Raw genomic sequence first — 14908 nt, forward strand, 5'->3', positions numbered from 1 at the left:
GAGGTGCGCGACGGCCCCGATGCGCACCGCGCGCCGCAAGATCATGATCTCGACGGCGGCTGAATGCGGGTAGTATAGAGGGCATGACGATTGGACGGACGCGCAGCGGATGCCCACCGTGCCCGTAGGCCAGCGGTCCTGTGTGGGGGCCGACCGTACGGTCGAGGCGCGCGTCGGCCGCGTTCGCTTGGGTACATGAAGGGGCCTTGAGCCCCGTGAAAGGAAGAACATGGAAGTCAACGGAATCGTGCTTTCGCCGGATCCGCGCCTTCGCCAGGAGTGCGCCGAGGTGGAGGAGATCAACGGCGAGCTCATCGAGCTCGTCGAGCGCATGAAGGACCAGATGTTCGAGAACGGCGGCTGCGGCCTGGCGGCCCCGCAGGTGGGCCAGACCATCCAGCTCGCCATCATCGACACCGAGTATTCCTCCAAGAAGGATTACGACCCCTACGTCCTCATCAACCCGGTGATCGTCGAGCAGTCCGACAACCTCGTGCCGTCCAGCGAGGGCTGCTTGTCCATCCCGGGCATCAACTGCGAGATCCTTCGACCCGACCATGTGGTGGTCGAGGCCTACAACCTCGACGGCGATTGCATCCGCTACGAGGCGGCGGGCGATTTGTTCTGCGTGTGCCTGCAGCACGAGATCGACCATCTGCACGGCAAGACGATGTTCGATCGCCTGACGCCGCAGCAGCGCGTGCACGCCATGAAGCAGTACCAGGAGGCGCTGGCCCGCGGGGCCAGGCCGGGGGAGACGGAGTAGCCATGCGCGTGGTCTTTATGGGCACGCCGTCGTTCGCCGTGCCGTCGCTTCGCAAACTCGCCGCCGTCCACGACGTCGCGCTCGTCCTCACGCGCCCCGACGCCGTGCGCTCGCGCGGAAAGAAGCTGGAGCCCTCGCCCGTCAAGGAGGCGGCGCTCGATCTGGGGCTCGAGGTGCTCGAGGCGAACCGCATGACGCCCGAGGTGCTCGACGCCCTCCGCGCCGCCCATGCCGACGTGTTCTGCGTCGCCGCCTATGGCTGCATCCTGCCCGACGAGGTCCTCACCATGGCTCCCTTGGGCTGCGTGAACGTCCATGCCTCCCTGTTGCCCCGCTGGCGCGGCGCCGCCCCCATCCAGCGCTCCATCTTGGAGGGCGATGCGCGGACCGGCGTGTCCATCATGCGCATCGGGCACGGTGTCGACACGGGCGCCTACTGCGCCCAGGCCTCGTGCGGCGTGGGCGGCAAGACCGCGGATGAGCTGACGGCCGAGCTCGCCGAGCTCGGCGGCGACCTGCTCGTCGAGGCGCTGCCCTCGCTCATGGACGGCACGGCCATCTGGACGGAGCAGGACGAGTCGCTGGTGACGCATGCCGCTAAGGTCTCCAAGGCGGACATGCGCCTGGACCCCGCGGACGCCGCGCTCGCGTCCGAGCGCAAGGTCCTCGCCTCGTCCGACGCCGCGCCGGCCCGGTGCGCGCTTTCGGGCAAGCCGGCTCGCGTCATGCGCGCCGTGCGCGCTGCGCCCGGTGCGCCGACGGTGGCGCAAGGCGAGCTGCGCATCGAGGGGGGCCGCGTGTTTCTCGGCTGCGGTGACGGCGTGCTTGAGGTGCTCTCCATCAAGCCGGACGGCAAACGCAAGATGGACGCGGCCGCATGGGCTGCCGGCCAGCGCGCATCGCGCGGGACTTGGGAGCGCCTGTAGGCCGTATCGCCTGGCATCTCCGCTGCCGCGCGCAATCGCGCGTCCGCGTGGGCGATGACCGATGCGTATGATTGACGCTATGAGCGCCGCGGGCGATGACTGCGCGGCCGTGAGGAGGATCTCATCTATGGCAGGCTTGACGCCCGCACGTCGCGCCACGCTCGATGCGCTCATGCAGGCGCAGGAGAGCGGTCGGTACGTGCGCGACATCTTCGCGCACGGGGATCAGTTGGGGCGCCTGAGTTCCCGGGACGCCGCATTCGCCCTGCGCCTCGCCTTGGGCGTCACCGCTACGGAGGGGTGCCTCGACGACGCGCTCAACTCGCACCTTGCCAAGCCGGGAAAGGTCTCGGCGCGCGTGCGCTGCTGCCTGCGCATCTCCGCGTACGAGGCGCTGTATCTGGACACGCCGGCCGACGTGGTGGTGAGTCAGGGCGTCGAGCTCGTGCGCTCATGCGCCAAGAGCGCCTCGGGCCTCGCCAACGCCGTGTTGCGGCGCGTGTGCGAGAACCGCACGCAGTTCCTGAGCGCCGAGGACGCCGTTGATGAGCAGCGACCCATCGTGTCCGCGGCGCGGCGCTCCGGGTTGCCGGTGTGGCTCGTGCGGGCAATCACCCGGGCGCACCCGCTGGAGTCCTCGCGCGTGCTTGCGGCCCAGACGCGCCCGGCTCCGACGGCGGTCCATCTCAATGCGCGCCTCGACGGGTCGAAACCCTCGTGGCTCGATCAGGCGCAGCCCGCATTGCTCGGTCTTGCCGGGGCCTATCGCGTGGCGCACGTGGGCGCGGTCGCGCACGCCGGCGCGTTCGACCGGGCAGATGCCGTCGCCTCGGATTTCTCCGCGCAGCTCATCGCGACCGCGGCCGTCGCCGCGGGATCCTGCCTGGAGATCGGCGCGGGCCGCGGCACCAAGACCTTCGTCATGCAGTCCCAGGCCATCCGCGCGGGCCTTACGCGCACGCATGTCGCCCTCGACCTGTACGAGGGCAAGTGCGCGGCAAATGCGCGCCGCATCGAGCTGGCGGAGTACCCGCGCGTCAAGACGGCGTTCGGTGACGCCCGCGACCTCGATGCGGTGCTTGGGGCCCTCGATCGCGAGGCGGCCCGTCGCATGGAGTTCGACACGGTCCTCGTCGACGCCCCGTGCTCCGGCACCGGCACCATGCGCCGTCATGGCGAGATCCCGTGGCGGCTCGCGCGCACCGACGTGACGCGCGATTTGCCCGAGCTGCAACTCGCGCTCCTGAGCGCTGCCGCCGCGCGCGTCGCGGTGGGAGGGCAGCTCCTGTATGCGACCTGCTCCATCATGCCCGAGGAGAATGAGGGCGTCCTCGAGCGTTTTGCGCGTAGCGAGATGGGGTCGGCGTTTCGCGTCGAGCCGCTTTCCCAGGCGCCCGCGTTTTGCCTGGAGCCGTTTCGCCATGCGGCCGATGTCATCCGCGGGCACGAGGACGAGCGGGGGCTGTTCCACACGTATCCTGCGCCCGACGAGTTCGATGGGCATTTTTGCGCGCGTATGGTCCGGCGCTCGCAGGCGTCGGCGGTGTGATGGGTCGCGCTCGCTCGGCGCTCGCGCGCGGGCGGGCCGCGTCTTGGCTACACGAACCTTGCTGCACATGAGACGACCCTCGGGCGGAACCCGAGGGTCGTCTCATGCACGTGGCCTGCGGTGCTGGGGCGTGACGCCGGTTCGGCCACGATGCCACCGACGATTCGGCACCCTAGTTGTTGTGCGGGCAGGACTCGCAGCCGCACGAGGAGCCGCCCGCCGGTGACGCGCCGCCCCCGTCGCGCTGATCGGTGTTGTAGAAGCCGGACCCCTCGAACTTGATGCCGCTGGCGCTGAAGACCTTCTCCGCGCTGCCCCCACAGGAGGGGCAAAGAACCTCCGGCCGCTCGGTCATGCCGTGCTCGACCTCGAACACCGAGCCGCACGCCGTGCAGCGATAATCGTATCGTGCCATACGTCTTCCTCTCATCGATGCGCCTGTCGCCCGCGCCCAAAGCGGCGGCCACCGCGACCGCCGTCAAGCTGGATGCGAGATGGCGCTCACGATGGCCGCCCGTCCTGTGCCTGCGAGCGCCCCGCGAATGTGTACGGGGGTTACTGTACCCCAAAACCGCACGTCGCGATGTGGCGGGTTTATGCCGTCTGGACGTCGGTCGGCTCCACGCGGCGATGGGTCTCGGCGAGGACGCCCGCGATCTTGCGCTCGTACTCGCAGATCAGATCATCGCTTGCTTGCCAGCTCCAATTGCCCTCGGCCACGCCCGGCACGTTCATGCGCGCCTCGTCGCCCAGCCGCAGCAGGTCCTGCAGCTGCATCATCACCACGTCGGCGCGGCTCTCGAGCGCATGGCGCATGATCTCGCCCGCGAGATACGCCGCGCCCTGCTCGTCGGCGTCGGAGCAAAAGGAGCGCTGGCAGAATCCGATGAGCGTCGAGGTGTCGTGGGTCGAGGTGTAGAGCACCTTCTCCTTGTGCGGGCAGATCTGCTGGCGCACATCGTAGTCGGCGAACTCGAGGACGTCCATGCCGGGAAAGCCGCAGCTCGCCAGCAGCGCGCGCACGCCGGGGGTCAACAGGCCCAGGTCCTCGGCGATGAGCGGCAGCGGGCCGAGCTGCTCATATGCCTTCTCGAACAGCTCGATGCCCGGGCCCGGCATCCACGTGCCGTCCGCGCCGGTCCCGCCCGCGGGTATAGCGAAGTAGTTGTGGAAGCCCAGGAAGTGATCGAGGCGCACGCGGTCGTAGAGCTTGAGCGAGCGGCGCAGGCGCGCGAGCCACCATACGTAGCCGTCCTGCCGCATCGCGTCCCAGCGATAGGTGGGGTTGCCCCACACCTGCCCGGTGGCGGAGAAGCGATCCGGGGGGACGCCCGCGATCTCGTAGGGAATGCCGTCCTTGCCGAGCGAGAACATCTCGGGCTCGCTCCAGGCGTCCGCGGAGTCGTCCGAGACGTACATGGGGATATCGCCGATGAGCTCGATGCCGTGCGCGTGCGCGTAGGCGAGCATCTCGGCCCATTCGGTCTCAAAGCGGTATTGCACGAAGGCGTGGAAGCGCGCCCGGTCGGAAAAGCGGGCGTCGGCGAAGATGCCGACATGGTAGCGGCGCAGCTCGGCAGGCCAGCTATGGCGCGAGGTGCCGTTCATCGCGTCCTTGACCGCCATGAAGGCGCAGTAGGGATCGAGCCAGCTCTCGTTTTCGAGGGCGAAGTCGAAGAACGCCTCGCTGTTGAAGCCGCCCGTCGCCTTGAACCGCTCGAACGCGCGCTTGAGCACGGCCGGCGTTTCCTCGAGCAGGTTCATATTGCCGGCGAACGCGGAGGGGCCGGCGTAGGGCGAGCCAAAGGAGTCGCACGGGTTGACGGGCAGCACCTGCCAATAGCGGATCCCCATGGTCGCCAGGTGGTCGATGAAGCGCCGCGCGGGGGCGCCGAGCGTGCCGGCGCGACCCGCGTTGGGGATCGAGGTGATGTGCGCGACCACGCCCGCCCCGCGTGCGAGGGGCTTTTGCAGGCGCTCGCTGCGGCTCGAGTAGATCGCCGCTGAGCCCAACGGCCACAGGCGCACCTCGGCGCACCCGTCGGCCCCGCGCTCCAAGTCGGCGCCGGAGATGACGTCGACGCCGAAGTCGCCGTCGATGGGCACGCGCACGGAGCGCGTGTTGCTAAGGCTGTGGTTGATGAGGATGCTCGCCGCCTGGCCGTCGGAGCCGCGGCGGCGGTAGCACAGGACGTCCTCGTTGCAGGCGTAGGATTCCAGCGTGCCGTTGACGAGGAACGGCAGCGCGCGGCGCAGCATCGCGGTGTTGCGGACCATGGTGAGCATGTCACGGTCGTGGACCTGGTCGGGCGTGGGCAGGGTGCGGCGGTTGCCGGGGTCGGAGAGCCCCTCGAGGGCGTATTCATCGCCGTAGTAGATGGAGGGCACGCCAGGTAGCGTCATCTGCATAAGGGTCGCGAGCCAAAAGCGTCCCTTGGCGAGTCCCATGGAGTGCTCGTCCAGGCGGAACTTGCCGCGCTCCTCCTCGGGCAGGGTGCTTTCGTCAGGGCCGCCTCCCAGCACCGAGGCGATGCGCGGCTTGTCGTGGCTCCCCAGCAGGTTGAGGCAGCACGCCAGGGCCTCGGGCGGATAGTTCTCGCGGAGCGTCTCGATGCGCTCGGCGCATTGGTACGCGCTCTCTCCGTACACCAAAAAGCCGAGGATCGCGTCGCGCAGGGGGTAGTTCATGGCGGAGTCGAGCTCGTCGCCCAACAGGTAGGAGCGGAGCTTGCCGTAGGCGAGCTTGTTCGAGGCGTCCTCCCAGACCTCGCCGAGCAGCAGGCCGTCGGGGCACTCCTCCAGGACGGCCGTCTTGATGTCGGCGATGAGCTCGTCGGAGAGCTCGTCGGCCACATCGAGGCGCCAGCCGCGCGCGCCCGCGCGCAGCCAGGTGCGCACCACGCCGTGGTCGCCCAGCAAAAGCTCCCGCACGCGCTTGGATTTCTCGTTGAGGTCGGGCATGTTCTCGATGCCCCACCAGGAGCTGTACGTGCCGTCCTCGTTCCAGCAATACGCGTCGCGCCAGGGCGAGTCCTCGCTTTGCCAGGCGCCCGTGCCGGGGTAGTTGCCAAACCGGTTGAAGTAGAGCGAGTCGTCGCCCGTATGGTTGAACACGCCGTCGAGTATGAGCGAGATGCCGAGTTCGCGCGCGCTCGCGGCGAGGCGTCGGAAGTCCTCCTCGGTGCCGAGCATGGGGTCGATGTGCAGGTAATCGCCTGTGTCATAGCGGTGGTTGCTCTGCGCCTCGAAGATGGGGTTGAGGTAGATGGCCGTGACGCCCATGGCGTGCAGGCGGGGCAGGTCCTCGCGGATGCCCTCGAGCGAGCCGCCGTAAAAATCCCAGCTGCGGATGGATTTGTCGTCATTGCGGTCGTAGACGGGCGGCTTGTCCCAGTCCATGACGAGGTGCTTGCCGGGGCCCTTGCGGGGCGCGTCGACCACGGGCCGCGCGCGCTCGAGCCACGCCTCATCGCGGCGATAGCGGTCGGGGAATATCTGATAGACGATGCCGTTCTCGTACCATGCCGGGCGCGTCTGACGGTGCCGGTACACGGTGATTTGGAACGAGGGCACGTCCTCGCGGTCGGTGTAGGTGACGGCCTCGCCTCCCGTCGCCCCCTCGCGCGCGCCCACGCGCACCTGCGAGCCGTCGGTGCAGGTCACGAGGAAGCTGTACCACAGGATGCAGGGGCTTGGGCAGGGGAGGTCGGCGACGAGGGTGTTGTCGGGCCCGAGGTGCATGGGAACGAGTTCCTCGCCGCGGTCATCGACCCACGTGCGGACCTCGCCGGTGAGGAACTCCGCGCTCGCGTCCTCGACGCGAAGCGTGAGGTGGACGGTGGTGCCGGCCACGACGGCCCCAAAGGGGACGCGATATTCTGACCTGCGGGAGTGGTGAATGAGCTTCATGGTTGCGCTATCTCGACGAACGGACAATTTCTGTTCGATTATACAGGGTGGAGGGTCAAGGAACACACCTCCCGCCCCATCGTGCGCGCGGTGCGTCGCGGGGGCGGGAGGTGCTGTTCATGGGGCCGCGGTCCGTATGGCTGCGGCGATGGCTACTTGCGCTTGCCCTTTCGCGTCGCCTTGGGAACGACCTTGGTGACAGGTGCCGCTTTGGGCTTGGCGTGCGCCGGCGTGTACGCCGCTTCAGCCGCCGTAGGGGTCTTCTCCGTGGGTGCCGTGGGCGCCTGGGGAGCAGGCGTGACGGTGGGAACGATGGCGTCGAGGTCGAGCGCCGGCTGCTCGGGCTTCGCGACGGTCGCCTTCTGAGCGGCGGTCTTGCGGGTGGGCTTGGCAGCGTCGCCCGCCTCAGAGGCTGCGTCCTTCTTGGGCGCGGCGGCCTTCACCGTGGCAGCCTTCACCGTGGCAGGGGCGGGTGTCGCAGATGCGTGCTTCGGCTCATCGTCGGCTTCCTTGGCCTTCTTGGCTCGAGAGGAGGACGAGGTGGCCTTTTTGGCAGCGGTGGCCTTTTTGGTCGTGACGGCCTTCTTGGCCGTGGCGCCCGTCGGGGCGTCCGTTGCGGCCTCGCCTTCCGCGTCCACGGGCTTAGCGGCCGACGTCGTCGCTTTCGCGGTGCGCGGCTTGGTCGCCTTGGGCTCGGAGGCTGCGGCCTTGGCGGTTGAGGTCTTGGACGACGTCGTCTTTTTGGCAGCCGGCTTCTTGGCGCTGGCCTTCGCGGTTGCCGCGGGCTGGGCCTTCGCGTCGGCCTGCTCGGCAGGGGCGGGTTCAGCCTTCGCGGTGGTCTTCGCGGCGACCGCGGGCTCCTTGGCGGCTGTGGCGGCCTTCGCGGTCTTGGCCTTGGGCTTGGCCGCGGTGGCCTTCGCGGCCCCCTCCGTCTTCTTTGCGGTGCTTGCCCTAGGTGCGCTCGCCTTGCGCGTGGTCGCCTTGCGCGCCGGGGTCTTCTTCACCGGCTCGGCGCCCGTCTCGCCGGCGGCCTGCGCGACCTGAGCCGCGAGGGGCTCATCTTTTGCCTGCGGGTCTCCGCTGCCCTCCTGGGGCTGCTTTTCCGGCGCGTCCTCGGCGGCCTGAGGCTGGGCGGGAGCCTCCTCGGCGCGCTCATCCTCGGCCTGCTCGGCCTTGACGGGCTCCTCCTCGTGCGGCGCGGGCTCCGACTCGGGCTGGGGCAGCGGGATCTCGGGGTGCAGGTTGTGGTACAGGGCGATGTAGGCCTCGGCGGAGCGCTTCCAGCTGAAGTCCGCCTTCATGGCGTTCTGAACCAGCCCGTCGAAGGCGGGGCGGTTGTCCCAGAAGAGGCGCGCCGCACGGAAGACGGCGTCGGCCATCTCGTCGCCGTTGAAGTGCGCGAACGAGAAGCCCGTTCCCTCGCCGGTGTACTGGTTGTACGGGATGACGGTGTCCTTGAGTCCGCCGGTCTCGCGCACGATGGGCAGGGTGCCGTAGCGCATGGCGATCATCTGCGACAGGCCGCAGGGCTCGAAGAGCGAGGGCATGAGGAACAGGTCGGCGCCCGCGTACATGCGCTGGGACAGCGCGGGGTCGAACTGGATGCGCGCCGCCATGGTCCCGGGGTACTTGCCCTCGAAGTAGCGCAGGGCGTTCTCGTACTCGGAGTCGCCGGTGCCCAGCACCGCCACCTGCACGCCGCCGGACAGGATGCGGTCGAGCGCGTAGGTGACCAGGTCCATGCCCTTTTGGCGCGTGAGGCGCGTCACCATGACCATGAGCGGCCGGTCATCGCGGACCTCCAGCCCGAGCTCCTCCTGCAGGCGCGCCTTGCACACCGCCTTGCCGGAGCGGTCCTCGACCGTGAAGTTCTGCGCGATGCGCGGGTCGGTGGCGGGGTCGAAGCCGTCGGTGTCGATGCCGTTCACGATGCCCTGCAGGATCGGGGCACGGCGGCGCAGGATGCCGTCGAGGTGCTCGCCGAACTCGGCCGTCTTGATCTCCTCGGCGTAGGTGGGGGAGACGGTGGTGATGGCATCGGTGTAATTGAGCGCGCCCTGCATGTAGTTGACGGCGTCTGGGCCGCAGGTGAGCTGGAACGCGGCGGCGGGGACGTGCGCCAGGCCCAGGATGTCGTTCAGCACCTTGGCACTGTACTGGCCCTGGAAGGCGATGTTGTGGATGGAAAAGACGGTCTTGACGTTTTGGTACAGCGGCAGCGCCTGGTAGAACTCGCGCAAAAAGACCGGCGCCATGGCGGTGTGCCAGTCGTTGCAGTGCAGGACGTCGCAGGTGAAGTCGTCGAGGGCGTAGGGGAGGTACTGCAGCGCCTCGACCACGGCCTTGGAGAAGAACGCGAAGCGCTCGCCGTCGTCGAAGAACCCGTAGGGGTAGCCGCGGCTGAAGTAGTGCTCGTTGTCCACGAACAGGTAGTCGACGCCCTTGTGGTTGAGGCGCTCCAGGCCGCAGTACTCGTTGCGCCAACCCAGGGGAACGTAGAAGTCGCACAGGTGGTCCATCTGGTCCTTGTACTTCTGCGCGATGGTGTCGTAGTTGGGCACGAACACCACCACGTCGGCCCCGGCCGCCTTGAGCGCCTGGGGCAGGGATCCCGCCACGTCTCCCAGGCCGCCCGTCTTGACGAAGGGCGCGGCCTCGGCGCTGGCAAAGGCCACATGGAGTTTGCTCGGGGTGTTGTCTGGCATTTGGTACAGCTCTCTTTCGGTATGCGCGCGTGATGCGCGGGGTGTCTGTGAGGATACGCCGCCCAGAGCTTCTGCTCGGACGGCGTATCCATGGTAACGCTCTTTTGTGTCGAACGCGTATCCCGTGCGGGCGGGTTCGTTAATTAGCGATCGGGACCTTCGGCACCACGAGCACGTTGTCGGGCGTGCCGGTTATGATGGTACCCGCCTCGATGACGTTGTTCTTGTCCACAATCGCGTTCTCCACGCGGGCACCGCGTTTGATGACGCAACCCTGCATGATGATGGAGTTCGCCACGTACGCGCCGCTCTCGACGACGACATCGCGCGAGAGGGTGGAGCCGCGCACGGTGCCGTCGATGCGGCACCCGGCGGAGATGAAGGAGTTCGTGGCATTGGAGCCGGAGCTGTACTTCGCGGGCGGCGTGTCGTGGGCCTTGGTCATGACCGGGCGGCTGTGGGTGAACAGCTGGTGCATGACGTCGGGGTTGAGCATCTCCATGCTGCGGCGGTAGTAGCTCTCCTCGTTGAACATGCCGACGGCGAGGCCCTTGAACTCATAAGTGCACACGTCGATGCGGCAGAAGTCCGGGCGGATGGCTTCGAACAGGTCGAGGTAGTCGAGCGTCTCGTACTCCTCGCAGATCTGCAGCAGCAGGTCTCGGTTGATGATGAAGCAGTCGAGGAATTCGTTATCGCCGTAGGAGCAGCCGTCGGCGAGGTTGGTCACGCGGCCGTTGCCGTCGATGTCCAGGCGGGTCACGTCGTCGAGCTGGCGGTCGGCCTTCTTGTAGATCATGGTGACGCCGGATCCGCTGCGCTCATGGGCGTCGATGACGTCGGAGAGGTTCATGTTGAACGCGATGTTCGTGGCGCTCATGACCACGTAGGGCTCGGTGGCGCGCTGGAACAGCATCTTGTTCATGTTGATGTCGCGCAACAGGAAGCGGATGCCCTTCTTGGCGGTGCCGTAGGCGCTGCCCTGCAGCAGGAACAGGCCGCCCTTCTTGCGGTCGAGCTCCCACTCGCGGCCGCTTCCGAGATGGTCGACGAGAGAGCGGTAGTTACCGGGAAGCACGACGCCCACGGTGCGGATGCCCGCGTTCATCATGTTGGAGAGCGGGAAGTCGATCAGGCGGTAGCGACCCATGAAGGGCACGGACGCGAGCGGGCGGCTCTCGAGCAACGGGCTGCGCTCCTTGCTCGTGTAGTTGGCAGTGATGTAGCCGATGGCCTTGCGGTTGATCATCGGATCATTCCCCCTTCCCGATGACGACGTCGTTTCCGACGACGGCGGTGTCCTTCGTCATATCGACGCTTCCGAGCTTGACGCCCTCCTCGATGACGGCGTTCTCGCCGAGGATGGCGCGCGCGACGTGGGCCCCGTCCTTCACGACGGCGCCAGGCAGCAGCACGGAGTCCTCGACGATGGCGCGCTCGCCCACGTAGCAGTCGGTGGACAGGATGGAGTGGCGGGCGGTGCCGTAGACGCGGCAGCCGTTGGAGACCAGGCAGTCGTCCACGCGTCCGTCGGGACCGATGAAGTGCGGCGGGCGGGTGGAGTCGTTGCTCATGACGGGGAAGGACTTGTCGAAGAGGTCGAACTCGGGGTTGTCGCCCAGCAGATCCATCGAGGTCTCGTGGAAGCTGGCGATGGTGCCGACGTCCTTCCAGAAGCCGTGGAACTCGTAGGTGTACAGGCGCTTGCCCTCGCCCAGGAGCTTGGGGATGATGTCGTTGCCGAAGTCATGGCTGCTGCGCTGGTCGACGGCGTCCTCCTCGAGGGCCTTGACGAGCACGTCGGTCGAGAAGATGTAGATGCCCATGGACGCCAAGTTGGAATCCGGTTTCTCCGGCTTCTCGGTGAACTTCTCGATGCGACCGTCCTCGGGGTTGGCCGTGATGATGCCGAAGCGGCTGGCCTCCTCCCACGGCACGGGCATGACCGAGACCGTGAGGTCGGCGTCGTGCTCGATGTGGCTCTCGAGCATCTTGCGGTAGTCCATGCGGTACAGGTGGTCGCCCGACAGGATCAAGACGTACTTGGGGTCATGGCTCTTGATGTAGTCGAGGTTCTGCGTGATGGCGTCGGCCGTGCCGGCGTACCAGGCGCCGCCATCCTGGGTGGCGTAGGGCGGCAGGATGGAGACGCCCGCGCCGTGCTCGGACAGGTCCCACGCGCGGCCGGAGCCCACGTACTCGTGCAGCTGGTAGGGGCGGTACTGCGTGAGCACGCCCACGGTGTCGATGCCGGAGTTCGCGCAGTTCGACAACGAGAAGTCGATGATGCGGAACTTGCCGCCAAAGCTCACGGCGGGCTTGGCGATCTTGGATGTGAGCGCCATCAACCTGCTGCCCTGTCCTCCAGCGAGGAGCATCGCGATGCATTCTTTGGTTGCCATCAATCTCTCCCTTGAATCCGATTGAGCTTTGCAGATGCAAAAAGCGGGGTCCCGTGACCGGTGGCGGCGTTCCCGCGCATGCCGCCACCGTTGCAGAACAGATTTCCGGCTGCGCCCCGGTGCGACCTACCTCCTCTAAGCGTGCCAGATCTCGTCGCGGTACTCACGAATGGTGCGGTCGGACGAGAACCAGCCGGACATCGCCGTGTTGTGCAGCGCCCTGCGGTTCCAATCCTGCGCATCGGGATACGTCGAGGTGAGGGACTCCCAGGCGTCCACGTAGGAGTGGAAGTCCTTGAGCACCAAGTCGTAGTCGTTGTTGAACATGAGCTCGTGGTGGATGCTCTCGAAGTTGCCCGAGAGGCCCGCGAAGGTGCCGTCGACGAACTGGTCGATGATGCGGCCCAGGCGGGCGCGATCGGAGTTGACGATGTCCCAAGCGAAGTACTGGCCGGAGGCGCGCAGCGCTTCCACCTCGGGCGTGGTGAGGCCGAAGATCGCCTCGTTCTCGCGGCCGGCGAGGTCGACAATCTCGATGTTCGCGCCGTCCATGGTGCCGAGGGTGATGGCGCCGTTCATCATGAGCTTCATGTTCGAGGTGCCGGAGGCCTCCTTGCCGGCCGTGGAGATCTGTTCGGAGATCTCGGCGGCGGGGTAGATGAGCTGGGCGTTGGAGACGCGGAAATTGGGGATGAAGCAGACCTTCATGATGTCGTTGACGCGCGGGTCGTTGTTGACGACCTCGGCCACCCCGTTGATGAGGCGGATGACCTCCTTGGCAAAGGTGTAGCTCGAGGCGGCCTTGCCCGAGAAGATGAAGGTTGTGGGCTGGATCTTGAAGTTGGGGTCGGCGAGGCGACGGTTGTAGAGGTCCATCACCTTCATGATGTTGAGCAGCTGGCGCTTATAGGCGTGGAAGCGCTTGACCTGGACGTCGAAGATGCTGTTGGGGTCGATGACCAGACTGCACTCGCGCTTGACGTACTCGGCCAGGCGCAGCTTGTTGGCGCGCTTGGAGGCGCCCACACGCTCGAGGAAGGAGGCATCGCCTTCGAAGGCGGTGAGCTTCTCGAGCTCGGAGGCATCGTCCAGCCAGCCGTCGCCGATGACCTCGGTCACCAGCTTGGCGTAGGTGGGGTTTGCCTCGGCGAAGAAGCGGCGGTGGCAGATACCATTCGTCTTGTTGTTGAACATCTCGGGCCTCAGCGCGGCGAAATCCTTGAGGGTGCTCGCCTTGAGGATGTCGGAGTGGATCTTGGCCACGCCGTTGACCGAGTGGCTGCAGATCACGGAGAGGTTGGCCATGCGGACTTCTCCGTCCCACAGGACGGCCGTGGCGCGCAGGCGCTCGGCGCTCTCGGGCTGGCTCATGTCGAAGCCCTCGCGCCACCGGCGGTTGATCTCGTCGATGATCTGGTAGATGCGCGGCAGCAGCGAGGAGAACGTGGAGATGGGCCACTTCTCGAGCGCCTCGGGCAGGATGGTGTGGTTGGTGTAGGACACGGTGCGCGTCACGATGTCCCACGCCTCGTCCCACGGCAGGCCCTTCTCGTCCATGAGGATGCGCATGAGCTCGGGGCCGCACATTGCGGGGTGCGTGTCGTTGGTGTGGATGGCGACGTAGTCGGGCAGCTCACCCCAGGCCTTGCCGTGCTCGCGCTCGAACGTGTCGAGCAGCGTGCGGATACCCGCGGCCACGAACAGGTACTCCTGCTTGAGGCGCAGGAGGCGCCCATGCTCGCCGGCGTCGTTGGGGTACAGAATCGCCGAGATGGCCTCAGCGTTCGCGCGGTCGCGGTCGGCGCCGGTGTAGTCGCCGGCGTTGAAGGCGTCGAGGTCGAAGTGCTCGTCGATGGGCTCAGCGCTCCAGCAACGGAGCTTATTTACGGTTTTGCCGCCATATCCCACAATTGGGATGTCGTAGGGGACGGCTAGGACGTCCTGCGTTCCCTCGACGGAGAAGATGGTGCGGTCACCCTCCTGGCGCGAGACCACGTGGCCGCCAAAGCCGATGCGGACGGCCTTGTCGGGGCGCTTGACCTCCCACGGGTAGCCCTTGGAGAGCCATTCGTCCGCGACCTCGACCTGGCGCCCGTCGACGATCTCCTGCTTGAAGAGACCGTAACGGTAGCGCATGCCGTTGCCGTAGCCGGCGATGCCCTCATGCGCCATCGAGTCGAGGAAGCATGCGGCCAGACGGCCCAAGCCGCCGTTGCCGAGCGCCGGGTCGGGCTCCTGGCGCTCGATCACATCCAGGTCGCCGCCCATGTCAGCGATCGCCTCGGCGACGAGGTCGCGGATGCCAAGGTTGAGCAGGTAGTTGTCGAGAAGGCGGCCGATGAGGAACTCGATCGAGAAATAATAGACGCGCTTCTTTCCCTCTACGCGATTGCGCTCGTCGGTCTGGGCGGCAATGACGCGCGAATCGCCCGCGATCATCTTGGCGAGAGCGGTGAACCGGTCGATATCGCTCGTGTCCTCAAATTCCTTGCCAGAAAGAGCGCGCACATGCTGGCGATACTGCTCAGCGAACTCTTCTTTGCTTTGGTAGATCTTATCCATGGTTTCCTTTCGGGGTCGGGTTGGGTTCAGGTATCCATTCTGCGCGGTCGACCCGGCGCGTGGAAGGCTATTCACGCGGGCTTCTAGTC

9 protein-coding genes are annotated in these 14908 nt (G+C 66.9%); 3 read left to right on the plus strand and 6 right to left on the minus strand.

What is annotated here, in order from left to right:
* Positions 1-229: 229 nt before the first annotated feature.
* The 3 genes from def (at position 230) to LK434_RS03035 (ending at position 3241) form a co-directional block, all read left to right on the plus strand.
* Complete coding sequence (def, locus tag LK434_RS03025) at positions 230-766, plus strand: peptide deformylase (RefSeq protein ID WP_006721297.1); 537 nt, start codon at positions 230-232, stop codon at positions 764-766.
* A 2-nt stretch (positions 767-768) separates the two neighbouring features.
* Positions 769-1692 (plus strand): methionyl-tRNA formyltransferase, encoded by a 924-nt coding sequence (gene fmt, locus LK434_RS03030; protein ID WP_227917828.1) that lies wholly within the window; start codon positions 769-771, stop codon positions 1690-1692.
* Between the two features lie 127 nt (positions 1693-1819).
* On the plus strand, positions 1820-3241 hold the full coding sequence (locus LK434_RS03035; protein ID WP_040361254.1) for a transcription antitermination factor NusB: 1422 nt from the start codon (positions 1820-1822) through the stop codon (positions 3239-3241).
* Positions 3242-3413: 172 nt separating this feature from the next.
* Here LK434_RS03035 and LK434_RS03040 read toward each other — a convergent pair whose 3' ends face one another.
* From LK434_RS03040 to LK434_RS03065, 6 genes are all read right to left on the minus strand, one after another.
* Positions 3414-3656, minus strand: a complete 243-nt coding sequence (locus LK434_RS03040; RefSeq protein ID WP_006721293.1) for an FmdB family zinc ribbon protein — start codon at positions 3654-3656, stop codon at positions 3414-3416.
* Positions 3657-3835: 179 nt separating this feature from the next.
* Entirely contained in the window at positions 3836-7150 is a 3315-nt protein-coding gene (locus LK434_RS03045) for a 4-alpha-glucanotransferase (protein WP_006721292.1), read from the minus strand.
* Between the two features lie 152 nt (positions 7151-7302).
* A complete protein-coding gene (gene glgA / locus LK434_RS03050; RefSeq protein WP_006721291.1) occupies positions 7303-9855 on the minus strand; it encodes a glycogen synthase GlgA in 2553 nt (850 codons plus the stop codon).
* Positions 9856-9994: 139 nt separating this feature from the next.
* Positions 9995-11104, minus strand: a complete 1110-nt coding sequence (gene glgD, locus LK434_RS03055) for a glucose-1-phosphate adenylyltransferase subunit GlgD (protein ID WP_006721290.1) — start codon at positions 11102-11104, stop codon at positions 9995-9997.
* A gap of 4 nt (positions 11105-11108) precedes the next feature.
* Positions 11109-12257 carry a glucose-1-phosphate adenylyltransferase gene (locus tag LK434_RS03060; protein WP_006721289.1) on the minus strand — a complete coding sequence of 383 codons (1149 nt, stop codon included), beginning with the start codon at positions 12255-12257 and terminating at the stop codon, positions 11109-11111.
* Between the two features lie 135 nt (positions 12258-12392).
* Positions 12393-14819: a glycogen/starch/alpha-glucan phosphorylase gene (locus tag LK434_RS03065; RefSeq protein WP_006721288.1), complete on the minus strand. Its 2427-nt coding sequence runs from the start codon at positions 14817-14819 to the stop codon at positions 12393-12395.
* Positions 14820-14908: the final 89 nt, after the last annotated feature.

Origin of the sequence: Collinsella stercoris DSM 13279, from assembly GCF_020735465.1 — a bacterium.
Lineage (GTDB): Bacteria > Actinomycetota > Coriobacteriia > Coriobacteriales > Coriobacteriaceae > Collinsella > Collinsella stercoris.

What these genes read in the sequence shown, in the direction of transcription:
- LK434_RS03060 (WP_006721289.1), bottom strand. Translation starts at nt 12,257, where the DNA reads ATGGCAACCAAAGAATGCATCGCGATGCTCCTCGCTGGAGGACAGGGC.
- glgD (WP_006721290.1), bottom strand. Translation starts at nt 11,104, where the DNA reads ATGATCAACCGCAAGGCCATCGGCTACATCACTGCCAACTACACGAGC.
- def (WP_006721297.1), top strand. Translation starts at nt 230, where the DNA reads ATGGAAGTCAACGGAATCGTGCTTTCGCCGGATCCGCGCCTTCGCCAG.
- LK434_RS03045 (WP_006721292.1), bottom strand. Translation starts at nt 7,150, where the DNA reads ATGAAGCTCATTCACCACTCCCGCAGGTCAGAATATCGCGTCCCCTTT.
- glgA (WP_006721291.1), bottom strand. Translation starts at nt 9,855, where the DNA reads ATGCCAGACAACACCCCGAGCAAACTCCATGTGGCCTTTGCCAGCGCC.
- LK434_RS03035 (WP_040361254.1), top strand. Translation starts at nt 1,820, where the DNA reads ATGGCAGGCTTGACGCCCGCACGTCGCGCCACGCTCGATGCGCTCATG.
- LK434_RS03065 (WP_006721288.1), bottom strand. Translation starts at nt 14,819, where the DNA reads ATGGATAAGATCTACCAAAGCAAAGAAGAGTTCGCTGAGCAGTATCGC.
- LK434_RS03040 (WP_006721293.1), bottom strand. Translation starts at nt 3,656, where the DNA reads ATGGCACGATACGATTATCGCTGCACGGCGTGCGGCTCGGTGTTCGAG.
- fmt (WP_227917828.1), top strand. Translation starts at nt 769, where the DNA reads ATGCGCGTGGTCTTTATGGGCACGCCGTCGTTCGCCGTGCCGTCGCTT.